Origin of the sequence: Streptomyces sp. VNUA24 (genome assembly GCF_029167005.1) — a bacterium.
GTDB classification, from domain to species: Bacteria; Actinomycetota; Actinomycetes; order Streptomycetales; family Streptomycetaceae; genus Streptomyces; species Streptomyces scabiei.
In genome coordinates, this window is sequence record NZ_CP119143.1 from 7,034,184 (window position 1) to 7,058,442 (window position 24,259).

22 protein-coding genes and 1 tRNA gene are annotated in these 24,259 nt (G+C 71.4%); 14 read left to right on the forward strand and 9 right to left on the reverse strand.

Annotation, left to right across the window (positions count from 1 at the left end; translation table 11 throughout):
- Positions 1-159 precede the first annotated feature (159 nt).
- From PYR72_RS30105 to PYR72_RS30115, 3 genes are all read left to right on the forward strand, one after another.
- Positions 160-837, forward strand: coding sequence for a class E sortase (locus PYR72_RS30105; protein ID WP_275458187.1), 678 nt, complete (start codon positions 160-162; stop codon positions 835-837).
- A gap of 85 nt (positions 838-922) precedes the next feature.
- On the forward strand, positions 923-1,234 hold the full coding sequence (locus PYR72_RS30110) for a DUF6412 domain-containing protein (protein WP_275458188.1): 312 nt from the start codon (positions 923-925) through the stop codon (positions 1,232-1,234).
- 123 nt (positions 1,235-1,357) lie between these two features.
- Entirely contained in the window at positions 1,358-2,179 is an 822-nt protein-coding gene (locus tag PYR72_RS30115) for a YidC/Oxa1 family membrane protein insertase (protein WP_275458189.1), read from the forward strand.
- A 164-nt stretch (positions 2,180-2,343) separates the two neighbouring features.
- Here the strand turns inward: PYR72_RS30115 and PYR72_RS30120 are convergent, their stop codons facing one another.
- Complete coding sequence (locus PYR72_RS30120; RefSeq protein WP_275458190.1) at positions 2,344-2,835, reverse strand: heme-degrading domain-containing protein; 492 nt, start codon at positions 2,833-2,835, stop codon at positions 2,344-2,346.
- Positions 2,832-3,917 carry a Gfo/Idh/MocA family oxidoreductase gene (locus PYR72_RS30125; protein WP_275458191.1) on the reverse strand — a complete coding sequence of 362 codons (1,086 nt, stop codon included), beginning with the start codon at positions 3,915-3,917 and terminating at the stop codon, positions 2,832-2,834. Before PYR72_RS30125 ends, PYR72_RS30120 begins: the two co-directional genes overlap by 4 nt.
- Before the next feature lie 127 nt (positions 3,918-4,044).
- Between PYR72_RS30125 and PYR72_RS30130 the strand changes: the two genes are divergently transcribed.
- From PYR72_RS30130 to PYR72_RS30155, 6 genes are all read left to right on the forward strand, one after another.
- Complete coding sequence (locus PYR72_RS30130) at positions 4,045-5,181, forward strand: ROK family transcriptional regulator (protein WP_275460563.1); 1,137 nt, start codon at positions 4,045-4,047, stop codon at positions 5,179-5,181.
- 265 nt (positions 5,182-5,446) lie between these two features.
- Positions 5,447-6,370 carry a cell wall protein gene (locus PYR72_RS30135; protein WP_275458192.1) on the forward strand — a complete coding sequence of 308 codons (924 nt, stop codon included), beginning with the start codon at positions 5,447-5,449 and terminating at the stop codon, positions 6,368-6,370.
- Positions 6,371-6,583: 213 nt separating this feature from the next.
- Positions 6,584-7,363 carry an HAD-IIA family hydrolase gene (locus tag PYR72_RS30140; protein WP_013003320.1) on the forward strand — a complete coding sequence of 260 codons (780 nt, stop codon included), beginning with the start codon at positions 6,584-6,586 and terminating at the stop codon, positions 7,361-7,363.
- Between the two features lie 191 nt (positions 7,364-7,554).
- On the forward strand, positions 7,555-8,223 hold the full coding sequence (locus PYR72_RS30145; RefSeq protein ID WP_275458193.1) for a hypothetical protein: 669 nt from the start codon (positions 7,555-7,557) through the stop codon (positions 8,221-8,223).
- A 7-nt stretch (positions 8,224-8,230) separates the two neighbouring features.
- Complete coding sequence (locus tag PYR72_RS30150; protein ID WP_275458194.1) at positions 8,231-8,947, forward strand: class F sortase; 717 nt, start codon at positions 8,231-8,233, stop codon at positions 8,945-8,947.
- A gap of 523 nt (positions 8,948-9,470) precedes the next feature.
- Complete coding sequence (locus PYR72_RS30155; RefSeq protein WP_275458195.1) at positions 9,471-10,490, forward strand: glycoside hydrolase family 6 protein; 1,020 nt, start codon at positions 9,471-9,473, stop codon at positions 10,488-10,490.
- Between the two features lie 139 nt (positions 10,491-10,629).
- Here PYR72_RS30155 and PYR72_RS30160 read toward each other — a convergent pair whose 3' ends face one another.
- The 7 genes from PYR72_RS30160 to PYR72_RS30190 form a co-directional block, all read right to left on the reverse strand.
- Positions 10,630-12,567 (reverse strand): kelch motif-containing protein, encoded by a 1,938-nt coding sequence (locus tag PYR72_RS30160; RefSeq protein WP_275458196.1) that lies wholly within the window; start codon positions 12,565-12,567, stop codon positions 10,630-10,632.
- Positions 12,564-14,561, reverse strand: a complete 1,998-nt coding sequence (locus PYR72_RS30165) for a glycosyltransferase family 2 protein (protein WP_275458197.1) — start codon at positions 14,559-14,561, stop codon at positions 12,564-12,566. Before PYR72_RS30165 ends, PYR72_RS30160 begins: the two co-directional genes overlap by 4 nt.
- Positions 14,562-14,972: 411 nt before the next feature.
- Positions 14,973-15,049: transfer RNA gene (locus PYR72_RS30170), tRNA-Lys, on the reverse strand.
- A 188-nt stretch (positions 15,050-15,237) separates the two neighbouring features.
- Positions 15,238-15,684, reverse strand: coding sequence for a hypothetical protein (locus tag PYR72_RS30175; RefSeq protein WP_275458198.1), 447 nt, complete (start codon positions 15,682-15,684; stop codon positions 15,238-15,240).
- Between the two features lie 64 nt (positions 15,685-15,748).
- Complete coding sequence (locus PYR72_RS30180) at positions 15,749-16,384, reverse strand: hypothetical protein (RefSeq protein WP_275458199.1); 636 nt, start codon at positions 16,382-16,384, stop codon at positions 15,749-15,751.
- Positions 16,385-16,510: 126 nt separating this feature from the next.
- Positions 16,511-17,146: a hypothetical protein gene (locus PYR72_RS30185; RefSeq protein WP_013003328.1), complete on the reverse strand. Its 636-nt coding sequence runs from the start codon at positions 17,144-17,146 to the stop codon at positions 16,511-16,513.
- Between the two features lie 2 nt (positions 17,147-17,148).
- Entirely contained in the window at positions 17,149-17,586 is a 438-nt protein-coding gene (locus PYR72_RS30190) for a hypothetical protein (protein ID WP_275458200.1), read from the reverse strand.
- Between the two features lie 811 nt (positions 17,587-18,397).
- Here PYR72_RS30190 and PYR72_RS30195 point away from each other — a divergent pair.
- From PYR72_RS30195 to PYR72_RS30215, 5 genes are all read left to right on the forward strand, one after another.
- Positions 18,398-20,020: a peptidoglycan-binding protein gene (locus PYR72_RS30195; protein ID WP_275458201.1), complete on the forward strand. Its 1,623-nt coding sequence runs from the start codon at positions 18,398-18,400 to the stop codon at positions 20,018-20,020.
- Between the two features lie 101 nt (positions 20,021-20,121).
- Positions 20,122-21,267 carry an SPFH domain-containing protein gene (locus PYR72_RS30200; RefSeq protein WP_275458202.1) on the forward strand — a complete coding sequence of 382 codons (1,146 nt, stop codon included), beginning with the start codon at positions 20,122-20,124 and terminating at the stop codon, positions 21,265-21,267.
- A gap of 96 nt (positions 21,268-21,363) precedes the next feature.
- Positions 21,364-21,981, forward strand: a complete 618-nt coding sequence (locus PYR72_RS30205) for a lytic polysaccharide monooxygenase (protein ID WP_275458203.1) — start codon at positions 21,364-21,366, stop codon at positions 21,979-21,981.
- A 120-nt stretch (positions 21,982-22,101) separates the two neighbouring features.
- Positions 22,102-22,572 (forward strand): DUF3592 domain-containing protein, encoded by a 471-nt coding sequence (locus tag PYR72_RS30210; RefSeq protein WP_275458204.1) that lies wholly within the window; start codon positions 22,102-22,104, stop codon positions 22,570-22,572.
- 40 nt (positions 22,573-22,612) lie between these two features.
- Positions 22,613-24,259: a long-chain-fatty-acid--CoA ligase gene (locus PYR72_RS30215; protein WP_275458205.1), complete on the forward strand. Its 1,647-nt coding sequence runs from the start codon at positions 22,613-22,615 to the stop codon at positions 24,257-24,259.

Here is a 24,259-nt window from a genome sequence, read left to right on the forward strand (position 1 = left end):
GGATGCGGGTGCCGAAGGGAGGGAAAGGTGGGGTTGGGGGACCGGCCACCTTCCGAACTGCTGAGTGGGACATCGGAAGAGTCAGGGGTGAATGGTGAGGTTGTCGAGAGGTGTGACAGCGCTTTCTCCTCTTTCTTTCAACGGTTGTGAGAAGGGGAGATGAAAGTCGCCCGCCCCCGCGCGCTCCTTCTCGCCGCCGAGGGCGCCGTCACGCTCGGGCTGGTCCTGCTCCTCTTCGTCGCCCATCAGCTGTGGTGGACCAACCGGCAGGCCCAGGAGGCGGCGGCCCGTGAGGTGGCCGCGCTGGAGAGGGATTGGGGGCGGGACGGGAAGGGGGTGGTGGCGGGAGAGCCGGTGCGCCGGGGGCGCGCGGAGCCGGAGCGTCCGGCCGGGGCCTACGCCGTCCTCGACATCCCCCGCCTCCGCCTTCGCGTGCCCGTCGCCGAGGGGGTCGGCCGGGCGGACGTCCTCGACAAGGGATACGTCGGCCACTACCCGGGGACCGCGCAGCCGGGCCGGCCCGGGAACCTCGCGCTCGCCGGGCACCGCAACACCCACGGCGAGCCCTTCCGGCACCTCGACCGGCTCGTGCCCGGCGACGAGGTGCACGTCGAGACCCGGGACGCCGTCCACACGTACGTCGTCGACCGGACGCTCCCGCAGACCGCGCCCGGCGACGGCGGGGTCCTGCGGCCCGTGCCGCGCAGTGACGTGCGACCGTCGTACGGGTACGCCGAGCGCGGCCACTACCTCACGCTCACCACCTGCACACCCGCGTACACCTCCACGTACCGACTCGTAGTCTGGGGGAAGCTGCGCTCGGTGCGCCTCGGATGAGAGCATGGGGCGGCAGAGCGCGGTGCGGCGACCGGAGCACCGAGCAGGACACGGAACAGGGACACGGAGCAGGGAAGGGGTGCGCATGATCACGAGCTGGGTCAACCCGCGTCCCGCCGCCGTGCTGCTGCTGTTCCTGTTCGAGGTCGCCGTCCTCGACTCCGGCACGCTCTCCGCGGCCGTCGCCTTCGCCGCGACCGCCGCCGCCGGCTCCGCGCTCGCCGCCTGCGCGGTGATCGCCTCGCGCTGCGCCCCCGTCGTACCGCGGACACGCGTACGGACAGCCATGCGGGACCGTGAGCGCCGTACGGCGTTCCTGTCCCAGCGCGATCCTGACGCCCGCGGCCGTACGCGGCCCCGGGCGCCCGGACACGTCCTCCTGACGGCCACCGCGTAGGGGCACCCCCGCCGCTGTTTCCTGGCACGTGCTCCTCGCGCGGGCCGTCGCGCCAGTCCTTCGTCCCGGTCCCCTGCCGGACCGGTCCCTGGCACGACGAGACCCCCTGGAGGGCTCCCACTCATGTCCGTTTTCGCCGACCTCGTCGGACACCTCGCCGATCTGCTCCAGCCGCTGTTCCACGCCTCCGCGACGGCCTTCGCGATCATCCTGTTCACGGCGCTCGTACGGCTGCTCGTCCACCCCCTGTCCCGGGCCGCGGCGCGGGGGCAGCGGGCGCGGGTCGCTCTGCAGCCGCAGATCGCGGAGCTGCGGAAGAAGCACGCGAAGAACCCGGAGAAGCTGCAGAAGGCCATGATGGAGCTGCACACCAAGGAGAAGGTGTCGCCGCTGTCCGGCTGCCTGCCCAGCCTCTGCCAGCTGCCCGCCTTCTTCCTCCTCTACCACCTCTTCTCCAACCGGACGATCGGCGGCGAGACCAACGCCCTGCTCACCCACAAGCTCTTCGCGGCCCCGCTCGGCGACCGCTGGCACGACGCGCTCGGCGAGGGCGGTGTCTTCGGGCCGCAGGGGCTCGTCTACCTGGGGCTGTTCGTGATCGTCGCGGGGGTCGCGACCTTCAACTTCCGCCGTACGAAGCGGATGATGGCGGCGGGTACGGCCGGGATGCCGGCCGTGTCGGACGAGCAGGTGCCCGGGATGGCGGCGAGCATGGGGGCCGTCAGCAAGTTCATGCCGTTCATGTCCTTCTTCACGCTGCTCAGCGTGGCGGTGGTGCCGCTGGCGGCCGCGCTGTACGTGGTGACCAGTACGACGTGGAGTGCGGTGGAGCGGGCGCTGCTCTACCCGCTGCCGACGGCGCCGACGGGGGCCGGGGCGGGTACGGGGACCGGTGGGGCTGCGGGGACCGGTGCCGGGGCGTCGTCGGCCGCCGCGGTTCGGTAGCGCGAACGGGGGGCGCCTCCATGTCCTGCGTCAAGGCACCTTTGTCGGGTTCGGGGTGTTCGGTTCGCTGGGGTCTCGTTCCCAAAGGAGTGCTCAGGTCCCCGCGCCCCTGAAGGAGTGCTCAGGTCCCCGCGCCCCTGAAGGGACGCGGGCTCGGCACGTGGTTACAGGGTGCCCAGGAACTGTTCCAGGGCCTTGACCACCATCTCGTGGTCCTCCAGTTGGGGGAGGCCCGAGACCGTCACCGTGCCGATCACTCCCGCTCCCTCCACCGTCAAGGGGAAGGAGCCGCCGTGGGCGGCGTAGTGGTCGGGGTCCAGGCGGGACGAGGCTTCGAAGGTGGTGTCCTTGGCCCGGAACAGCGCCCCCACCAGGTACGAGGAGTGGGCATAGCGCTCCACCACGCGGCGCTTGCGGTCGATCCAGGCGTCGTTGTCCGGGGTCGAGCCGGGCAGGGCGGCGTGGAAGAGCTGCTGGGGGCCGCGGCGGATGTCGATGGCGACCGGGGCGCCCTGCTCGCGGGCCAGGTCCACCAGCAGGGAGCCCAGCGCCCAGGCGTCGTCGTACGTGAACCGGGGGAGCACCAGCCGGCGTTCCTGGGCTTCGAGTTCCTCGATGGTCGGGACGGCGGGGGTGGTGGGGTCGTCGGTCGTCACAGTCGCACCGCCACGCCCTCGCGCGCCGACCTGCGCGCCGCTTCCAGTACGTCCAGCGCGGCGGCGGCCTCGTGCGCCGTCACCGGGTTCTCGCCGGCGCCCCGCAGGGCGGCGGCCACGGCCGCGTAGTACGCGGGGTAGTCGCCGGGCAGGGTCGGGACGGGGCTGCCGCCGCCGGTCGGCGGGGAGTCGCCGGCGCCGACGCGGCCCCAGAGGTCCTCGGGCTCCCGGCCCCAGTCGGCGCCGGCGGCGGGCCGCTCGCCCTCGCGGAGGGCCGCCTCCTGGGGGTCGAGGCCGTACTTGACGTAGCCCGCCTCGGAGCCCAGCACCCGGAAGCGCGGGCCGAGTTGGGGCGTCACGGCGGAGGCGTAGAAGTGGGAGCGGACACCGTTCGCGTGGGTGACCGCGATGAACGTGTCGTCGTCCACCTCGGCGCCGGGGCGGCGGAGGTCGGACTCGGCGTACACGAGGGTGGCGGGGCCGAAGAGGGTGAGGGCCTGGTCGACGACGTGGCTGCCCAGGTCGTAGAGGAGACCTCCGATCTCTGCGGGGTCGCCGGACTCGCGCCAGCCGCCCTTGGGCTGGGGGCGCCAGCGTTCGAAGCGGGACTCGAAGCGGCGGACCTCGCCCAGCTCACCGTCGGCGAGGAGCTTTTGGAGGGTCAGGAAGTCGTTGTCCCAGCGGCGGTTCTGGAAGACGGAGAGGAACAGGCCGCGGGAGTCCGCGAGGGCGGCCAGCTCGCGCGCCTCGGCCGCCGTACCGGCGACGGGCTTGTCGACGACGACCGCGAGGCCCGCCTCCAGGGCGGCGGTGGCCACGGGGACGTGCGTCTTGTTGGGGGAGGCGACGACGACCAGGTCCAGCTCGTCCGCCCGGTCCCACAGCTCGTCGGCCGTGGCCGCGAACCGCACCTCGGGGAACTCGGCGCGGGCCTGGGCCCGCCGCTCCGGGTTCGAGGTGACGACCGTGTCGAGGATCAGGCCGTCCGTCGCGGCGATCAGCGGGGCGTGGAAGACGGAGCCCGCGAGGCCGTAGCCGACGAGGGCGACGCGAGGGGTTCTGCCTGTGCTGGTGCCTGTCATACGCCCACTTAAGCAACGCTGTTGCCAAAGTGCAAGCGCGAGGGACAATGGGAGGGTGAACGGCAACGGGACCGGCAACGGTGGTGGTACGAGCGGTGGCCTCGGCGGTGGGGGACGCCCTCCGGGGGTGACCGGGGTGAACCTGCTCGCCTTGCGCAGCCACAACGGCGCACTGGTGCTGGACCTGCTGCGCGGCGCCGGCCCGGCCGGGATAAGCCGGCTGGAGCTGGCCGAGCGGACGGGGCTCACCCCGCAGGCCGTCAGTAAGATCACCGCCCGGCTGCGGGCGGACGGGCTCCTGACGGAGGCCGGGTACCGGGCCTCCACCGGGGGCAAGCCGCGGACCGTGCTGCGGCTCGTGCCCGACGCCGGACACGCGGTCGGTCTCCATCTCGACCGCGACGAGCTGACGGCCGTCCTCTGCGATCTGACCGGCTCGGTGGTCGCGCGGCGGCAGGCTCCGCTGGACCTCGGCGCCGGGGCGGACGCCGTGGTCGAGGGCGCGGCCGCGGAGGTGGAGGCGTTGCTGGCGGCGGCCGGCGAGGAGCGTTCCGTCGCACCGGCCGGCCCCGGGGACGACTTCCCCGACTCCCCCCTCCTGCCCGTCCTCGGCGTCGGCGTCGCCCTGCCCGGCCCGCTCGACCATCTGCACGGCGTCCTGCACCGGGTCACCGGCTTCCCGGAGTGGGACGGGTTCCCGCTGCGGGCCGCGCTGGTGCGACGGCTGGGCCTGCCGGTGGTCGTGGACAAGGACACCAACGCGGCGGCCCTGGGGCTCGCGGCGGCCGCCGGGGCGCACGGCTCCTTCGCCTACCTCCACCTCGGTACGGGACTGGGGGCGGGGCTCGTGATCGACGGGGCGGTGCACCGGGGGGCGCGGACCCGGGCCGGTGAGTTCGGGCATCAGGTCGTCCAGCTGGACGGGCCGCTGTGCGAGTGCGGGAACCGGGGGTGCATCGAGGCGCTGTGCCTCGCGGCGGTCGCGCGGGGAGACGTGGACGAGGCCGCGCGGGTGCTCGGCGCGGGGGTCGCGAACCTGGTGGGGCTGCTCGACATCGAGCTGGTGCTGCTGGGCGGGCGCACGATCGAGGCGCGGCCCGACGCGTTCGTACGGGGCGTGGGGTTCGTGCTCGACGCGTGGGCGCGGCGGCAGGGTGAGGATCCGGCCGTGCCGGTCCGGGTGGTGGAGGGCGGGGCGTCCGCGGTCGCCGAGGGGGCGGCGCAGTTGTTGCTGGCGCCGCTGTTCGGGCGTGAGGACGGGTGAGGGTGGGCGGGATGCGCCCCGAGGTTGGCCGAGGTTGGCCGAGGTGGGTCGAGGTCGGCGGGTGGGTGCGGCTGGGTGTGTGGGTGCGGGTCGGGTGTGGTCGCTCGCGCGGTTTCCCGCGCCCCTGACATGCGGGCGCTGCCCCTGAGGGTGTCCACGGGGTGCCCCCCACCCCCTCGCTCCGCTGATCGAGCGGACTTCCCCCGTGCGCCGCCGCCCCGTTGGCGTGGCGGCCCGCCCCCGCGCAGGTAGATGGCATGGTCATGTGTTCATGCGACCGTCTACCTGTCTGACCCTCGTCCTGGCCGGCGCGGCCACCGCCACCGCTGCCGCGGTCACCGCCGTCGTCGCCGGTGGTCCCGCGGTGGCGCTCGACCGTGCCCCCGCCCCCGGCGGCCCGCCGCGTGCGGTGTCGGCCGACCCGCGGCCCACCTGCTCCGGGACCGAGAGGGGCACGTTTCCCCTGCGGACCCGCATCCGTGGCGGGCCCGCCACCTATGTCGCCGGCGGCGGGTTCCACACCTGGGCGCTGGAGCTGACCAACACCACCGAACGGACCTGCGGGAACATCCACCCGGTGGTCGTGCTGACCGACGGCGCGCGCACGCTGGAACGGACACAGCCGCAGCTGGAGTACTACGACGCCACCGATACCACCGATGCCACCGACGCCACCGGGGACGCCGGTGACGTCGAGGGCGCGACCCCCCTGCCGGTGACCTTCGAGCGGACCGACTCCGACGAGCTGGTCGGTGTCCTCGGCGGACACGGCCCCGGCTTCACCGTGCCCCCCGGCCGCACCCTGACCGTCCGGGTCCGCCTCTCCCTCACCTCGGACGCGACCGTGCCGAACGACGTCGTGGCGAACGCCGCCGTGGTCGAGCGGCGTGGCGACGACAGCGAGTGGGTGGGGGAGTCGAACGACTACCGCTTCCGGATCACCGACGGCGAGGGCGACGAGAACGACGAGGACGCCGGGGCGGGCAAGGAGGGCAACGTCCGGGACGGCGGCGGGCCCGCGAAGGAGGGCGGAGGCACCGTACGGGGAGAGCCGCGGTCCTACCCGCCGGAGCGCCGCGCCGAGCTGGCCGCCTCGGGTGTGCGGGAGGCACTGCCGTACGTGAGCGGGCTGCTGCTCCTGTCCGCCGGAGGGCTCCTGGTCGCGGCGGTCCGCAGGCGGACCGGCTGACAACGGTCCGGCTGACACCCGTCCGGCGCCCCGCCGGGCCGCACGCACCCCCGCTGACCTGATGCGGGCGGTCTCAGCGGCCAAGATCGGCCTCCTCTTTTCAGCCAGCCCTCACTAGGGTTGGGGCGGGCCCGGACGTACGGGTACGGGCGTACGGCCGTACCGGCGCACGGGCGTACGCGGGAATCGGCACAGGTCGGCAGGAGATCGCACATGGCAGAGCGCAAGCCCATCGAGTCGTGGCTCACCGACATGGACGGTGTGCTCATCCACGAGGGTGTGCCGATCCCCGGCGCCGATGCCTTCATAAAGAAGCTCCGCGAGTCCGGGCGCCCCTTCCTGGTGCTCACCAACAACTCGATCTACACCCCGCGCGACCTGCACGCCCGGCTCTCCCGCATGGGCCTGGACGTGCCCGTGGAGAACATCTGGACCTCCGCCCTCGCGACCGCCCAGTTCCTGGACGACCAGCGGCCCGGCGGCACGGCGTACGTCATCGGCGAGGCGGGGCTGACGACCGCGCTGCACGACATCGGGTACGTCCTCACCGACCACGAGCCCGACTACGTCGTCCTCGGCGAGACCCGCACGTACTCCTTCGAAGCTATGACGAAGGCGGTACGGCTGATCAACGACGGCGCCCGGTTCATCGCCACCAACCCGGACGAGACCGGCCCCTCCGCCGAGGGCGCGCTGCCCGCGACCGGAGCCGTGGCCGCGCTGATCACCAAGGCGACAGGAAAGAACCCGTACTTCGCGGGCAAGCCCAACCCCCTGATGATGCGCACCGGCCTGAACACCATCGGCGCGCACTCCGAGACCAGCGCGATGATCGGCGACCGCATGGACACCGACGTCCTCGCGGGCATCGAGGCCGGAATGCAGACCTACCTGGTGCTCACCGGCCTGACGACCCCGGACCAGATCGAGAAGTTCCCGTACCGCCCGTCGAAGGTCGTGAACTCCATCGCGGACCTGGTCGACCGCATCTGAACCCACCGCCGGCCGCCCGCCGGACAGCACGGGGGACGGCTCCGCCGGAGGGATCCACCCGACCGACCCACCCGACCCACCCGACCGACCCACCGGATAAACCCCAGGACACCCGTACGGAGCAGCCGCGGCCCCTCCCCGGATGCGGCCCGCCGCCCGGCGCGGGAGTCTCAGGTGTCTGGAGGTTCACCATGGGCTCATCACGAGTCGCTCTCTGTGCCGGAACGCTGTTCGCCGCGGCACTGGCCGTGTCCGCGTCCCCGGCCCTCGCGGCCGACCCGGGGCGCGTCTCGGCGGTGCCGGCCTCCCCGCCGCCCGGCAGCGACATCCAGGTACGGGCCGCGGGCTGCGCGGGAGAGTCCGCGACGGCCGTCTCGGAGGCGTTCGTCGCGGACGCGCTGCTCACCCGGCCCGGCGATGGGAGCCTCGGCACCCTCACCGGCGACACCCGCGTACGGTCCTCGCTCCGCCCCGGTACCTACGAGCTACGGGTCACCTGCCCAGGCGTGGAGGACGGGATCAGGGGAACCCTCCGGGTCGGCGGCGGGAGGCCCGAAGCCGCCGGTCCCTCGGCCCCCGCGCCACCGGGCGCCGAGTCCGGCCCCACACCGCGGCCCGCGTCCCCCGCCTCCCCGGTCGCCCCCGTCCGCGCGGGCGGCGGCGGAGCGGCCGCCCGGATCGCGGCGGACGGGCCGGTGGACGCCCGGGGTTCGGCCGACCCGGCCGGCTCCCTGGACGACGCCCGGCACGCGGGCCCCGGCGCCCGCCACGCCGTGGTCGGCCTGGTCCTCGCAGGCGTCGCGGCGGCGGCGGTCGTGGCGCGGGGCGCGCGCCGGGGCCGCGGCCGCGGCACGGAGTGAGGTCGCCGTGTCGAAGCGGAACCACGACTACGCCGACAACGAGAGCATCATCGGGACGGGCGCCGGGGGCAGGTCCGGCAGCGGAACCGGCCGGGTCGTGGCCGGGGTCGCCTGGGCCGTACTGCTGCTGGGTCTGTGGCTGTGGGGGCGGGAGATCACCGACGTACGCGCGGGTGAGTCCGCGCCCATGACCGGTGACGTGGCGGCCGTCGGGCGCCCCGCGCAGGCCGAACTCCCGCCCGCCGCGGCACCGTTGAGGGACGCGCGGCCGCAACGGCTGGACATCCCCGCGATGGGCGTGCAGGCGCCGGTCGTGGCGCGGGGCCTCGACCGGAACGGGGCGATCGAGCCGCCCTCCTACGGTCAGCCGGGCGTCGTCGGCTGGTACGCGGGCGGTGCGCGGCCGGGGGCGCCCGGAGCGGCGCTGCTCGTGGGACACGTCGACACCGAGACCAGCCCCGCCGTCTTCTACAAGCTCAGCGCGCTCGGCATCGGCGAGAAGGTCCGGGTCACCCGCAGCGACGGCAGGATCGCGGAGTTCACCGTGGACGACGTCCAGGTCATCGGCCGTGACGACTTCGACGCCGAACGGGCCTACGGCGTACGGCAGTCGGGGCGGGCCGAACTCCGGCTCATCACCTGCGGCGGCACCTTCGACCAGGCGACCCGCACGTACGCGGCGAACGTCGTCGTCTCCGCGTACCTCAGCGGTACGGGTCCCTGAGCGGTGCGGGTCCCTGAGCGGCACGGACCCCTGAGCGGCACGGACCCCTGAGCCCCGGCCCCGAGCCGGACGCGCGGCGCCGGCCCACCCGGCCCGGTCCGCGACCCGCTCCCCCCGGGGCCGCCGACCGGGCCGGTCCTCGACCGTGGGGCGTACGGGCTGCGGGAGGGACCCGGGCGCCGGCACGGGAGGCATACGGGCGGAGCACCCCGGAGCGCCGCACCTCTGCGACTGTAGAGCGCGGGGGCGCCCGCGGCCAGAGTCCGGTCCCGGACCGGTCCGGCGAGGCATGACTATGCGTCATGAGAGGCCGTCGACACCGGAGTTGGCGTTCGGGCGACTCCGCCTCGACCGGTGCTCCGGCGGGCCGTACGAGCGGTTTCCGTCCCCGTCCGGACGTGTCGCCCCACCATCGTGATCAGGAGTCGACAGCACCCGGACAAGGATGTGACGGCCCCCTTGGCGAGGCGGTACTTATGTCAGGATTGAGGCTTACGACACGGTGCACCCGAGGGGGAGTTGGATGTACGGCAGGAGGGGTGCCGGGGTTCGGGCGTCGGCGGCGGTGGTGGCGGCGATAGCGCTCGCCGCCTGTTCCGGGGGGGACGACGGCGACGGCGGGAAGAACCGGAGCACAGGGCCGGGTATCACCCAACGGCCCGACGGCACCGACCCGTTCTGGGTCAATCCGCGAGGGAACGCGGCGGCGCAGGTCGCCGCCTACGAGAAGGCCGGCAGGGACAGGGCCGCCGAGCTGATCCGCAGGATCGCCGAGCAGCCCACCGGCGAGTGGATCGGCCCGGAGAACCCGGAGCGGGAGGCCAGGGGCTTCACCGAGGCCGCGAAGGAGGCGGACCGGGACGCCGTCCTCGTCCTCTACAACATCCCGCACCGCGACTGCGGCCAGTACTCCGGTGGCGGCGCGGCCGACGGCGACGCCTACCGGGCGTGGATCGACGGGGTGGCCCGGGGCATCGGGGACCGGGCGGCCACGGTCGTCCTGGAGCCCGACGCGGTGCTCCACGTGGTGGACGGCTGCACCCCGGAGGAGTTCCACGGGGAGCGGTACGACCTGCTGAAGGGCGCGATCGAGAGGCTCGGCGGACTGAAGAACACCAAGGTGTACCTCGACGCGGGAAACGCCGGCTGGGGCGACCCCGACGAGATAGACGAGCCCCTCAAGTGGGCCGGGATCGAGCAGGCGGACGGCTTCGCCGTCAACGTCTCGAACTTCTACACCACCGAGGACTCCATCAAGTACGGCAAGCGGCTCTCGTCCAGGATCGGCGACAAGCCGTTCGTGGTCGACACCAGCCGCAACGGCAACGGGCCCTGGACCGAGGGCGACGAGGACGAACGCTGGTGCAACCCGCCGGGGCGGGCGCTGGGGGAGACCCCGACGACCAGGACCCCGGACGAGTTGGTCGACGCGTACCTGTGGGTGAAGCGTCCCGGGGAGTCCGACGGGGAGTGCAAGGGCGGTCCCAGGGCGGGGGAGTGGTGGCCGGAGTACGCCCTGGCCCTGGCGAAGGCGTCCGACTGAGGGCTGCGCCCCTGGAAAAGCACGGGGCGCAGCCCCTGCTTTTCCAGGGGCGCGGGGAACTGCGCGAGAAGCCCCACCGGGCCCGAGGCCAGAACGGCGCACCGGGCCCGAGGTCACAACGGCGCGGGCGAGCGCAGCGCTACGGCACCTTCACCCACCGAGCCTCACTCGGCGTCCCCGCCTCGTCCGTCACGAACAGCATGTACCACCCCGACTGCACCAGATTCCGGTTCTTCGGCACGGTCACGGTGATCCGGTCGCCCTTCGCCACGAAGTCCACCTCGATCGACTTCTGGTCCACGTCCGTCACATGCGTCGACGCGCTGGGCCGGATCAGCCGCGCCGAGCGGACAGCCGAGGCGTCCCGCGCGCCGAACGTCGCCGTCCCGCCGCGCGCGACCGTCTTCGGCCCGCCCGTCAGCGTCGGCCGGGCGTCCCGGTACAGATACGGCGGCGTGTAGATCTCGATGCGCTGCTCGAACTCCCCCGGTTTGGTGTTGGCCTTGTCGGCGTAGAGGGAGTCCGACCCGAAGAACACGACCCGGCCGTCCGGCAGCAGGATCGACCCGGAGTGGTAGTTCCGGCCGACCAGCGGGTCCGCCACCCGGCGCATCCCGCCCGTCCTCGCGTCGTACAGCCGTGCCTCCAGGATGTTGGAGTCGCCGCGCCCGCGATAGTCCTCCGAGCCCCCGGAGATGAGGACCGTGTCGTCGGGCAGGATCGACGCCTGCGGATACCGCGTGCCCTTCGCCAGTCGGGGCCCGTCCACGAACCTCGGCCTGTTTGCCAGCAGATCGATCAGCCGGGTCCTCCGGCTGGACCGCTGCGACTCACCGACCCCGCCACCTCCGATGACCATGTACGTCTCGTCCTGCGCCGGAGGCAGCAGCACGGTCCCGGCGGTCTCCAGCAGCTTGCCGTCGCTCATGCCGGGCAGCTTGGTGAACCGGTTGGTCCGCAGGTCCCAGACACCGGGGTCGCGCCCGATGTCGTCCGGCCCGTACCCCGCGTTCGCGCCCGAGTAGAACAGCTTGCCGTTCTGCATCAGGGAGATCGCCGGGTACGTCGGGAACTGCTGGACGTCCTTGGTGTACGTCCACTTCTTCGTCGCGGGGTTGTAGATCTCGTTCTTGCCCGGGACCAGCTGACCGATCTCGTCGAGGCCGGACAGCGACAGGACGGTGCCGTCCGACAGGGTCGTGAGCGTCGGGTACCAGCGGGCCTCGTTCATCGGGTCGACCTTGATGTACTTCTCGGCGACCGGGTCGAACTCGTAGGCGTCCCTGATCCCCTGGAAGTCCTTCTTGTCGAGGGCGAGCTTCTGCGCGATGCCGTACGTGTTCCGCGCGTCCTCGCCCTTCAGGCCCACGACCCGGTAGTTGTCCTCCGTGCCCGTCTCGTACTTCCTGCCGCGCCGCTCGGCCTCGACGTAGGCGCGCGCGATGCCCGGCTCGTTGCCGGTGAACTTCCCCGTGTCCGGGTCGAAGGTCTTGACGGCCTTCTTGATGTCGACGGTGTCCTTGAGGACGAAGGTCCTGCCGTTCTCCTTGCCGACGAACCGGGTGCCCGCCCTGATCCGCATCCGTTTGTCGGGGTTCTCGTTGTGGATGATCATCAGGCCGCCGGCCTTGGTGACATCGCCCTTCAGCTTCTCGTAGCGCTTGGTGCCGCCCGCGATCAGCAGGTTGCCGTTGCCCAGCTGGGTGTGCCCCGTGCAGAACAGGTCGGCGGGGGTCGGCACCCGCTTGATCGTCTGCTTGACCGGGTCCCAGACGCGGGTGTCGAACTTCTTCCTGTCGAAGTTGTCGGCGTCGTTGCCGGAGCCCGCGATCAACAGGATCTTGCCGGTGTGCAGCAGCGCGGCGTGGATCGTGTTCTGCCGGTACTCCCGCGGGAACTCCACGATCTGCCAGTGCCCGTTGGCGGCCTTGTACTCCGGCCGGTTGATCTTGTACTCGTGGTACTTCTCCGTACTGAAGCGGTACACCCAGGGCCCGTTCGTCCCGGCGAGCGCGAGGACCACCGCCCCGCCGATCGCGAGGCGACGGGCGCGGCGGCGGCCTGCACGGTCCTTCATTCCTTACGTCCCCCCAGTCCGCCCAGGGCGATCTGCATGGTCTGCTCACTACCTCCGTTGCCCGGCCCGGACGCGGCCCAGCTCGGCTTGTGCCGGGGAGCGTGGGGTGCGGGCGGGGCGTGTGGTGCGGACTGTGGCGCGAAGGGCGCGGGCGCCGCCTCGGGGGGTGCCGTCATCGACCCCTGGAGTCCGTCGGCCGCGGCGGCCCTCTTCCGGTCCTGCCGCACCATGTGCCGCCACACGACGATCGGGAGAGCCGTGATCATCATGGCGAAGGTGGCCCAGATGATCATCGCGGGATGCGCGTGGCCGAGGACGAGGCCGGCGGCGATCGAGGCCCCGAAGATGACGATGAAGTACCAGTGGTACCGGAAGGTGCCGAACCACCGGTCGGGGCTGGCCGAGTCGCCCTTGGGCGTGACCACGAACTTGCTCTTGCGGCGCAGGGCCGAGTCGATCAGCGCCTTCGCGTAGAGCGGCGCGGACAGCGCGGACATCACCATGCCGGCCACACCGCCGGAGCCCTCCGGCTCGTGCGGGGAGACGTTGTGCCGGCGGTTCCAGACGTACAGACCTATCTGGAGCGCCGAGGCGTTGCCGTAGAGCATCAGCCACACGGTCGGGTCGATGTTCACACCCGAGGCGCCCAGACCCAGGAACAGGGCACAACTCAGCGCCGCCAGGATCCAGTTGAGGGCGGACATCGGGTAGAAGATGATCATCATCGTGTAGTTGAAGAGCTTGCTCGGCGGCAGCGAGTACCAGCCCTTCCAGTACTGCTTGAGGATCGTCTCGTAGGTGCCCCGTGACCAGCGCATCTGCTGGGTGAAGAAGTCGGTCCAGGCGCTGGGCCCCTCACCCACCGCGAGCACGTCCGGTGTGTACACCGAGCGCCATCTCTTCCCCGTCGCCGGGTTCTTGTGACGGTGGATCTCGAAACCGGTCGCCATGTCCTCGGTGATGGAGTCGTACAGCCCGCCGATCTGCTTGAGCGCCCTGATCCGTACGGCGTTGGAGGTGCCGACGAACATGGGGGCGCCGTACCGGTTGCCGGCGCGCTGGATCAGCGCGTGGAACAGGAACTGCTGGGACTCGGCGGCCTTGGTGACGAAGTTGTCGTAGTTGCCGTACACCTGGGGGCCGATGACGAAGCCGATGTTCGGGTCGCGGAAGAAGCCGAGCATCCGCTCCAGGTAGTTGGGCAGCGGGATGTGGTCGGTGTCGACCGAGGCGAAGAAGTCGTAGTCGTCGCCGTGGGCGTCCAGCCAGGCGTTGTAGTTGCCGTGCTTGGTCTTGGCGCGGTGCGGGCCCTTGGGCTGGTTCCACTTCGCGATGCCCTTGCGGGAGAAGTGGTGCACGCCCAGCCGCGCGCAGACCGCCTTCACGGCCGGGTCGTCGCCCTCGTCGAGCAGCCACACGTGCAGCAGCCCGCGGTGGCGCAGTCGCACCGCGGCCTCCAGGGTCTTCGTCACCATCTCCAGCGGTTCCTTGCCGGGCACGAAGGAGGTGAGGAAGGCGACTCTGGTGCCGGTCTCGGGCACCACCGGGATGGGGTCGCGGGCGACCAGGGTGGCGTGCGCGTTCGACAGGACGTTCATGCAGCGGAAGAACTCGATCAGACCGATCGAGACCAGCATGACCATGTCGAGGGCGGGCAGGAAGTCGTACTCGACGAAGTCGCGCTTGGTCCAGTGCTCCTGCTGCAGCAGCCAGCCGAGCAGGACCAGGGAGAGCAGCGGTGCGGCGGCCAGCATCAGGGCCACCCGCAGACGGTGCGGCTCCTGGGAGATCAGCGAGCGGTACTGCACCGTGTAGGGCTTGGTCGGATCGGGCTGGGTGAGTGGTCCCGCGAGGCGGCTGTAGTGCTCGTAGTCGTAGCGCGGAAGGGTCTTCCGCAGCTTGCGGAATGCTCCGGTCCGAGGTGACGGTACCTTGAGCCGGGCTGTTTCGGATGGATCGTGATTGTGCCGGGCGCCCGTCGGCGTCGACGTCATGGGTCATTCCCCCCGCACACTCATCGAGTGTGTGTTCGTCGGTCTTTCGTCCGAATCGGTCCCCCTCGACCGTTACGGACACATCAATGCGTCATCGTCACCATGTGATCTACACCATGGAGACACGGGGTGGCGGTCATCCGGTTGCATTGATGCCCGCTCGGCATCTTTTGTTCCTGAGCGCATATGTCCTGTACCTCGGTGAAAGTTTGGGGTCCGTATTTCGGCGCTAATTCGCCCATGGCACGGGTGTGCGAAAAGGGGTGAGGCGCCGGGGGCGCGCGCGGGGAGGCGCCGGGGGGCGCGTGCAGGACGACGGGCCGGCGGAGAAGGGGACGTGTGAAGAGGGCATGCGAAGAGGGCATGCGAAGAGGGCCCTCGCGCCACATGCTCGCGAGGGCCCTCTTCGGGTGGTGCGCCGCCAGGGACTCGAACCCCGGACCCGCTGATTAAGAGTCAGCTGCTCTAACCAACTGAGCTAGCGGCGCGCGAGGAAAAGTCTAGCGGAGGTGCCGGGGTGCTTCTGACCGCGTGGTCCGGGACGGATCGCGGGACCGCACGGGGAACGATCTGTCGCCCGGCTCCCGGCTCGGGAACGCCCGGTCGCCGGCTCCCGACGTGGACAACCGCCGGTCGCCCGGCTCCGGCGGGGGAGTCGGGCGACCGGTCTGCGTGCTCAGCTCTTGACGTAGAACTGGCTGATGGTGCGGTTCTTGACCTCGAACACGTTGTCCGCGCGCAGCATGCTGTTGCAGACGTCGTCCCCGTGCTTGGAGTTCAGCACGTCCTGGGAGTACCACTCGCAGGTCACGTTCTGCAGCCGCTGCCGGGAGCCCCACTTCACGCCGAGGTTCACGGTCTCCTGCGGGGGATTGCCGACGCGGTCCGTCCGGTTGATGGCGACATCGCAGGCGACGCCGTCGCTCTTGGGCACCTCGATCACCCGGGACCAGGTGACTTCCTTCTGGCCGTTGGCGTAGTAGCCCGTCCAGTAGTTCCCGCAGATACGGGAGCCGGACTGGGCCTCGGCCGTGCCGGGGACCGCGAGGGCGAACAGTGCCCCGGCCGCCATTCCGGCGGCCGTCAGCATCGCCTTACGCCGCTTCATGAGCTTGATCGACATGGGTGTCTCCTTGACTGGGAAGAGCCGGAAAAGAAGGAAAGGAAGGGGAAGGTGAACTGGCGTGTCACATGCGGCCGTTGACGGCGTAGCCGACCTTTTCCTTCTCGAACACGTTGCGGGTCCAGCTGCCGAACCGCAGGTTTCCGTTCCACTCGTAGGTGGTTCCGCCCTGACAGCCCCGGTTGGTCCTGACCCAGCCGCCGGCGAAATCGCCCTGCGTCCAGCGGCGGACCGCGACCTGGACGGGCTGTGCCACGTCACCGCCGTTGAGGTGCACGGTCCAGGTGAAGTTCGTGCTGATCTCGGTGGTCTTCTGGTATCCGCCGACCAGGGAGAGCACGGTGTTGTACCACTTCTTGGAGGGCGACGTGGCGTTACCGAGTTCCACGCCGCCGCCGATGGCCCAGCCGGTGCTCGTGGTCTTCGACTTCGTCCACGCGTAGTCGCAGGTCCGGCCACGGGGGCACTGGAACTCGGTCCCGCGCCAGACCCAGTCGTCCCAGGTGTTGGAGGCCCGCTGCCGGGTGATCGACCGGGTCACGTTGCCGCCGCCGGTGCCGGGGACGACATTCGCCCCGTCGGAATAGCTCTGGCTGAAGCACTGGGTGGCGGCACTCGCCGTGCCCTCGGTCGTGGCCAGAGTGGTGAGGGCGAGCGCTCCGCACAGCAGAGCGCGATTCCACCAGACTCTCTTGCGCATGATGGTGTCCTTTCTCGGAGAAGGAAATACCCGGAAGCGATGGTGGGGGGATTCAGGCTGTCCGGGCTGTTCGGAGTGGGCCGGTGAACAGAAGTGACCCACCGAAATGGCCGGGTGATATCGGGATCACATGCGGCCGTTGACGGCGTAGCCGACCTTTTCCTTCTCGAAGACGTCGCGGGTCCAGTTGCCGAACCGCAGGTTTCCGTTCCACTCGTAGGTGGTTCCGCCCTGGCAGCCCCGGTTGGTCCTGACCCAGCCGCCGGCGAAATCGCCCTGTGTCCAGCGGCGGACCGCGACCTGAATGGGCTGTGCCACGTCACCGCCGTTGAGATGCACGGTCCAGGTGAATGAGGTCGTGATCTGCGTGGTCTTCTGATATCCGCCGACCAGGCCGAGCACGGTGTTGTACCACTTCTTGGAGGGCGAGCTGGCATTACCGAGATCGGTCCCGCCGCCGATGGCCCAGCCGGTGGTCGTCGTCTTCGACTTGTCCCACGCGTATTCACAGGTCCGCCCGCGGGGGCACTGGAACTCGGTCCCGCGCCAGACCCAGTCGTCCCAGGTGTTGCCGGCCCGCTGCCGGGTGATCGACCGGGTCACGTTGCCGCCGCCGGTGCCGGGGACGACGTTCGCTCCGTCGGAATAGCTCTGGCTGAAGCACTGGGTGGCGGCACTCGCCGTGCCCTCGGTCGTGGCCAGGGTCGCGAGGGCGAGGGTGCCGCACATCAGGACGCGAGCCCACCAGGTGTTCGTCCTCATGCTCAGTACACCTGCGACCACTCGGCGGGCGTGCGGTTGGCCACCTGGCCGATGAGGTCCACCCGGTTCATGGTGAGGCAGGGGTCCTGGCCGTACTTGTCGTTGAACAGGTCGCCGGCGTCCTCGCAGGTCCAGGACCGGATGGGCTGACGCGGGTTCCAGGTCACCTTGCCGTAGCCGGGCAGTTCGCGGCCGTTGATGCTGTTGGTCTTGTCGATGACGCGCAGGCAGATGCCGAAGTCGACCTTGGGCACCTCCAGCACCTTGGCCATGATCCCGACCGTCTTGCCGTTGGCCCGGGCCTCCCAGTAGTTCCCGCAGATACGGGAACCCGACTGGGCCTCGGCCGTGGCCGGCAGGGTGAGCGTGGTGGCCGCGGCCGCCGTGATCACCAGAGCGGCCAAGGCCGTCCTGCGGCCGAAGGGGAGTGCGATCGCCATTGATGTCTCCTTGGGGTCCGCGAATCGGTCCTCCGAGCGAGGACCGAATTCGAGGGCGGGGGGTGGTCGGCCATCAATATGGAGCGCCCTCTGATGGGAAGTCAAGACTTCAAGAACCTTTTTCGAGCGACTTCTGAAATCACGTCAGAAAGCGGTTTTCGGGCATGCCGAAGCGCCCTTTGGGCGCATCAGCAAAAGGCTGCGGGGCGCGCGAAAAGGGTTACCTGAAAGGTCGCGAAGGGATCGCGAAAGACTCCGCGAAAGGATCGCGGAGGAGGCCGCGAAAGGGCGCGGAAGGGGTCGCGAAAGGGTCGCGAAAAGGGTGGCTCTTACATGAATGGGCGGGGGGCGGCTCTACGGCTCCCAAAGAGGGTGGGGGGTCTTTGGTCACGGCTCTGGTTCAGCGCTGATCATGCAACCGAAAAGCTCGAAACGTCAAGATCGGCCGTCGGCGGACTCAATGAACGAAACGCTACCCGACAGTCACTTTCGAGTAATTACCGGACCGTCCGGTAACTATGAGATCGCCGAAACGTTTTTTCTTTTTCTCTTCAACTTTCCCCGCAGGGGGCGGGTGGCAGGCATCCGGCCATCACTCGATGCCTGCCACCCGCCCCCGACCGCCGGCCGGTCCGAGGGGGGCGCGCCCCCGGCCCCCGGCCCGGGAGCGGCCCGGCCTCGGCCCGGCCCCGGCCCGGGAGCGGCGGAGTACATCATTTGGACCGTCAGCATGCGACACCGGCGGACAGTTGAGAAACTGACGGGCGTGCAGAAGCGTGGAATTCTTCGGTCGGTTCGCGAGGGGAATCGTATGGAGACTCCGGTATTCGAGGAGGTCGATCCGGGGGCCGATTGCGAATGCCCCGGCTGTGTCCACTGGCGGCGGGTCATGCCGTACTCGGCCCAGTACGCCCATGCGAGACACCCGGCGGCCACAGCCGTCAGGAACGCCCTGGTGGTCGCCACCGCCGCCGGTGCCGCACTCGGCGCGGGGCATGTCGTACCGGCGGTCGCGGCGGCCCACGGACCGGTTCGCCCCGGTGTCGTTCCCGCAGGTGAGGGGACTGATACCCCGCAGGGGGCGAAGGGTGCGCTGCACGGCCAGCGAGGGCGTCCGGCGGACGGGGGGAAGCCGCTGAAGGAGGTGACGCTGCCGCCCACCACCCGCGCCGACATCATCAGGCGAGCCAGGACCTGGGTCGAGGCCGAGGTTCCGTACAGCATGCGCGCGTACTGGTCCGACGGTTATCGGCAGGACTGCTCGGGATTCGTCTCGATGGCCTGGAACCTCCCCGGGAACGAATGGACCGGCAGCCTCGGCAAGTTCGCACAGCGCATTTCGAAGGACCGGCTCGAACCGGGCGACATGCTGCTCTTCCATAATCCGAAGGACCCTCGAAAAGGCTCGCACGTCGTCATTTTCGGGGGCTGGACCGACGACGCGGAGACCCACTACATCGCCTACGAGTCGACCCACCCGTACGCCCGCAGGCAGGCCACCCCGTACGGGTACTGGGACAACGCCGCCCACTACGTGCCGTACCGCTACAAGGGCCTGATCGCCGACGACGCCGACGACGCCGACCAGCCGGACGCCGAGTCCGGCTCCTCCGGCGGCCCCGGCGCGCCCGCCGTCCCGCCGAGGACGCCGGAGGAGCCGGGCACGCACGGGGCCGCCGGGCCGTCCGGTCGGGAGCGCTACCCGGGCGCCGGGGCCTTCGGTCCCGGCGCGCACAACAAGTACGTCGCCCGGCTGGGGCAGATGCTGGTGCGACGCGGCGGGGCCCGCTTCTACACCGGCGGACCGGGGCCGGTGTGGTCGGACGCGGACCGCAGGGCGACCCGGGCCTTCCAGCGGGCGCAGGGCTGGTCGGGCCACTTCGCCGACGGCATTCCGGGCCCGCTGACCTGGGCGTATCTGGTCACCGGGCGGGGCCGGGACATTCCGCAGGCCGGGAACCAGGGCCCGCGCGGGAAGCCGGCGGCGCCCGAGCCGCCGGTGGTGCACCGGCCGCCGGGCATGCCGGGAGGGTCCGGCGCCTCCGTCCCGTCCCGCACCCCCGGCGCCTCCCGCCCACCGGGAGCGCCGTCGATGAAGCCCACCCCGCCCACTCCGCCCGGCCCGCCCACCCCGCCCGGCGGTTCCGGGGACCCGGTGGCTGCTGGCGGGCCCCCGCCGCCCGCCTCGCACGGCGTCCCCGGCTATCCGGGGCGCGGCCTGTTCCGGCCGGGCGCGGACAACGCGTACGTCCTCCGGCTGGGGAAGCGGCTGGTCGAGAAGGGGTTCGGCAAGTACTACACCTCGGGTCCGGGGCCGCGCTGGGGCGAGTCGGACCGGCGGAACGTGGAGGCGTTCCAGCGGGCCCAGGGGTGGCGCGGCGGCGCGGCGGACGGCTACCCGGGCCCCGAGACCTGGCGCCGGCTGTTCTCCTGACGGCCTGACCCGTCCCCGTCCCCTCAGAACGCGGATTCACCTTCCCCGCTCCCCGAAAGCTCTCACCACGGTTCTTCCTGCGCGGAGGCATGGAGGCACGTATGAGTACGACCACCCCACCCACACCGGAGCCCGAAGGGCCCGTGCGGCCCGCCCGGCTCATCCAGAACGAGACCACCACCGAGATCCCCGTCCACCTGCTGTTCCGCGACGACCCCGTACCGGTGGCCGTCCCCCTCGCACCCGCCGTCGTGGGCCGGCGGCGCGGTACCGGCGAGCAGCCGCGGGTACGGCAGGGGATCGCGTCCGCCGGGCCGCGCCCCGCCGTCGAGATCGACCCCGAGCTGGCCGAGCGGCCGGCGCGGGTGGTCCCGGGCGCGCTGGGCGTGCTGGGCGGGGCCTGTGGGGTGGCCGGATGCGTCCTCACCTCCTGGTGGGCCGGGGTGCTGCCGGGGCTCGCGGCGAGGGCGCTCGGACTGCCGGCCGCGTACGCGGGCGCCGGACTCGGACCGGCGCAGTGGGCCGCGTACACCGGGGCCGGGGCCCTGACGATGTTCGGTTTCGGCGGGCTGGCGCGGGGGCGGACCGGAGGGGCCTGGGTGCTCGGGCTCTTCGGGCGCTACCGGGGGACCGTCCGCCGCACCGGCCTGCTCTGGGTGAACCCGCTGGTGCTGCGCCGCCGGGTCGACGTACGGCTGCGGCACTGGCGCAGCGAGCCGATCGCGGCCGTCGACGCAGGCGGGGTCGCCATGCGTGTCGTCGTCCTGGTGGCGTGGCGGGTCAGGGACACCGCGCGGGCGGTGCTCGGGATCGAGGACCACGAGCGGTATCTGCGGGAGTGCGTGGAGGCGGCGGTCTCCCGGGTGCTGGCGCGGCTGCCCGCGGACGTGCCGCCGGGCGCGCTGGTCAGGGACGAGACGCTGCGGAACACGGAGGCGGTGGGGGAGGCGCTGACGCGGCTGGTGGCGGCGGACACGGCGCCGGTCGGGGTGGAGGTCTTCTCGGTCCAGCCGATCCGGATCGAGTACGCGCCGGAGGTGGCCGCCGTGATGCAGCGCCGCCGGATCGCCGCGCTCGACGCCCAGCACCGCGACACCGTCCTCACCTCCGTCGTCGACTCGGTCGAGGACACCGTGACCCGGCTGACCCTGCGCGGCCTGGTCGAACTCGACGACTACGAACGCAAGGCGCTGGTGAAGGACCTGACGGTGGCGTTCTACACGGGGCGGCGCGAAGTGTCGTCCTGAACCATGGAATTGGTATGGACATGTTCAACGCTCGCCCATAATCTGGGACTTGGTCTAGACCTGGAAACTTCCCCACGTACTCCAGGGAGCGGCAGCATGCGCCATCACGCGCGGAACAGGACCAAGTGGTACGCGGCCGCGGTCGGCCTGGCCACCACCGGAGCGCTCGTGCTCTCCAGTGGTGGCGCCTCCGGCCACGGCTACACCGACCTCCCCGTCAGCCGGCAGAAGCTCTGTCAGAACGGCACCGTCACCAACTGCGGCGACATCCAGTGGGAGCCGCAGAGCGTGGAGGGCCCGAAGGGCTTCCCGGGCTCAGGGCCGGCTGACGGCCAACTCTGCTCCGGCGGCAACAGCCGGTTCAACCAGCTCAACGTGTCCACCAAGCCGGGCGGTGGCGCCTGGCCCACCACCAGGGTGACCGGCGGTCAGAACTACACCTTCCGCTGGCAGTTCACCGCCATGCACGCCACCACCGACTTCAAGTACTACGTCACCAGGGCGGGCTGGAACCAGAACCACGCCCTGGCCCGCTCCGACCTCAACCTGACCCCGTTCTTCACCGTCCCCTACAACGGTCAGCGCCCCCCGTCCACGCTCTCCCACACCGGCCGTCTGCCGTCCGGGCTGAGCGGCCACCACGTCATCCTCGCGGTGTGGACGATCGCGGACACCACCAACGCGTTCTACGCCTGCTCGGACGTCACCTTCTGAGTCCGGGCACCCCGGCCCCGCGAGTTCTGAGCATCGCTTGAGCTGCGCGGGGCCACCACCCGGGTACGTTCCCCTCACGCCGCCGACCAGGGCGGCCACCGCACTCCGGGGGGAACCGCCATGGACGCCTTCTTCTACCTCATTCCCGTGGTCATGATGACCTTCATCGGCTTCATGGCGTTCCGCGTCCTGAGCCGCTGGCTGCGCGTCAGAAGGGCCTGGAACAGCGGGCTGACGGCCGAGGCGCGCTGCCTGAAGACCTTCACCACGGTCAGCCGGAGCACGGGCGAGCACAGCAGCCTGCACACGACGGTCCACCACGTGTACGAGTTCACGGCCCGGGACGGCCGCGCCGTCCGCTTCGAGGAGGAGGGCGGGCCGATGACCACGGTCGAGGGCGACTTCGTGACCGTGTACTACACCGACGGCCCGGAGGTGGCCGCCACCGCCCACGCGCCCGGCGAGCGGGTCAAGCAGGCCGCGGCCGGGCTCGGCATCCTGGCGTTCCTCGGGGTGGCCTTCGCGTTCTGCGTGTTCTTCATGGTCACCTACCACCGGTTCTCCACGGACCCCTCGTTCCCGACGCCGTGACCCTCCTCAACTGACGGTACGTCAACTACCGTGCGCCGACATGGAGTCCATCAGGCGCACGGTCGCACAGCTCGTCGCCGACCGGTGGGACGACCACCGGCCCGGGCTGTGGTTCGAGGAACAGGTCCTGACCCACCACGAGGTCGCCGCCGGGGCCGCCGCCCGCGCGGCACTGCTCGCCGACCTCCTGCCACCCACCGCCGAGCCGCACCTCGGCGTCCTCCTCGACAACACCCCCGAATTCCCGCTCTGGCTGAGCGCGGCGGCCCTCGCGGGCGCCGCCGTCGCCGGGGTCAACCCCACCCGCCGGGGCCCCGAACTGGCCCGCGACATCCTGCACACCGAATGCCGCCTGCTCATCACGGAACAGGCCCACCTGCCCCTGCTGGACGGCCTCGACCTCACCGGCGTACGCATCCTGGTGACGGACACCCCGCCGTACACCGACCTGCTCGCCCCCTACGCCGGCGCCCGGCCCGACCCCACCCGCGCCGGCCCCGCCGACCGTCTCCTCCTCTACTTCACCTCCGGCTCCACCGGCGCCCCCAAGGCGGCCCTCTGCTCCCAGGGGCGGCTGGCGGCGGCCGGACGGGCCTTGGTGGACCGCTTCGGGGTACGGCGGGACGACGTGCATTACGTCTGCATGCCGCTGTTCCACGGCAACGCGGTCATCGCCGACTGGGCCCCCGCCCTGGTCGCCGGCGCGGGCGTCGCGCTGCGGCGCCGGTTCTCGGCCTCCGGGTTCCTGGACGACGTACGGGCGTACGGGGCCACGTACTTCACCTACGTCGGCCGGGCCGTGAGTTACGTCCTCGCGACCGACCCCCGTCCCGACGACCGTGACAATCCGCTGCGCATGGGCTTCGGCACCGAGGCCGGGGCGGTGGACGCGGCGGCGTTCGAGGAGCGGTTCGGGGTACGGCTCGTGGAGGGGTACGGGTCTTCCGAGGGCGGGGCGGCGATCCAGCGGACGCCCGGGACGCCGCCGGGAGCCATCGGCCGGGCGGCACCCGGCGACGACCTCGCGGTGGTCGACCCCGAGACCCGGAAGGAGTGCCCGCCCGCCCTGCTCGCCGACGACGGCCGCCTGCTCAACGGCACCGAGGCGATAGGGGAGTTGGTCAACCGGGGCCCCAACCCCTTCGAGGGCTACTGGCGCAACCCGGAGGCGGACGCCGCCCGCTGCCACGACGGCTGGTACTGGACCGGCGACCTCTTCTACCGCGACCCGGAGGGCTTCCTCTACTTCGCCGGCCGCACCGACGACCGCCTCCGCGTCGACAGCGAGAACCTCGCCGCCGCCGTCATCGAGAACATCCTCGCCCGCTACGAGGGCGCCGAGGCCGTCGCCGTGTACGCCGTGCCCGACCCCGTCGCCGGGGACCAGGTCATGGCGACCGTCGCCGGCGCCTTCGACCCGGACGGTTTCGCCGAGTTCCTCGTGGCGCAACCCGACCTGGGCACCAAGATGACCCCCCGGTTCGTCCGGGTCGTCCCGTCCATGCCCGTCACCGCCACCAACAAGATCCAGCGTGCGGCCCTCCGCCGCGAGGGCTTCCGGTGCGCCGACCCGGTCTGGTGGCGGCCGCCCGGGAAGTGGGCCTACCGCAAGTTCTCGGCGGTGGACCTGGCGCGGCTGGTGGCGGAGTACCGGGCGCGCGGGCGGGAGGAGTTGCTGACGAGGTAG

Coding starts and splice junctions, on each gene's coding strand:
- PYR72_RS30190 (WP_275458200.1), bottom strand. CDS start 17,586: ATGGCGATCGCACTCCCCTTCGGCCGCAGGACGGCCTTGGCCGCTCTG.
- PYR72_RS30125 (WP_275458191.1), bottom strand. CDS start 3,917: ATGACAGGCACCAGCACAGGCAGAACCCCTCGCGTCGCCCTCGTCGGC.
- PYR72_RS30105 (WP_275458187.1), top strand. CDS start 160: ATGAAAGTCGCCCGCCCCCGCGCGCTCCTTCTCGCCGCCGAGGGCGCC.
- PYR72_RS30110 (WP_275458188.1), top strand. CDS start 923: ATGATCACGAGCTGGGTCAACCCGCGTCCCGCCGCCGTGCTGCTGCTG.
- PYR72_RS30195 (WP_275458201.1), top strand. CDS start 18,398: ATGGAGACTCCGGTATTCGAGGAGGTCGATCCGGGGGCCGATTGCGAA.
- PYR72_RS30160 (WP_275458196.1), bottom strand. CDS start 12,567: ATGAAGGACCGTGCAGGCCGCCGCCGCGCCCGTCGCCTCGCGATCGGC.
- PYR72_RS30155 (WP_275458195.1), top strand. CDS start 9,471: ATGTACGGCAGGAGGGGTGCCGGGGTTCGGGCGTCGGCGGCGGTGGTG.
- PYR72_RS30140 (WP_013003320.1), top strand. CDS start 6,584: ATGGCAGAGCGCAAGCCCATCGAGTCGTGGCTCACCGACATGGACGGT.
- PYR72_RS30180 (WP_275458199.1), bottom strand. CDS start 16,384: ATGCGCAAGAGAGTCTGGTGGAATCGCGCTCTGCTGTGCGGAGCGCTC.
- PYR72_RS30205 (WP_275458203.1), top strand. CDS start 21,364: ATGCGCCATCACGCGCGGAACAGGACCAAGTGGTACGCGGCCGCGGTC.
- PYR72_RS30115 (WP_275458189.1), top strand. CDS start 1,358: ATGTCCGTTTTCGCCGACCTCGTCGGACACCTCGCCGATCTGCTCCAG.
- PYR72_RS30210 (WP_275458204.1), top strand. CDS start 22,102: ATGGACGCCTTCTTCTACCTCATTCCCGTGGTCATGATGACCTTCATC.
- PYR72_RS30175 (WP_275458198.1), bottom strand. CDS start 15,684: ATGTCGATCAAGCTCATGAAGCGGCGTAAGGCGATGCTGACGGCCGCC.
- PYR72_RS30185 (WP_013003328.1), bottom strand. CDS start 17,146: ATGAGGACGAACACCTGGTGGGCTCGCGTCCTGATGTGCGGCACCCTC.
- PYR72_RS30165 (WP_275458197.1), bottom strand. CDS start 14,561: ATGACGTCGACGCCGACGGGCGCCCGGCACAATCACGATCCATCCGAA.
- PYR72_RS30215 (WP_275458205.1), top strand. CDS start 22,613: ATGGAGTCCATCAGGCGCACGGTCGCACAGCTCGTCGCCGACCGGTGG.
- PYR72_RS30200 (WP_275458202.1), top strand. CDS start 20,122: ATGAGTACGACCACCCCACCCACACCGGAGCCCGAAGGGCCCGTGCGG.
- PYR72_RS30145 (WP_275458193.1), top strand. CDS start 7,555: ATGGGCTCATCACGAGTCGCTCTCTGTGCCGGAACGCTGTTCGCCGCG.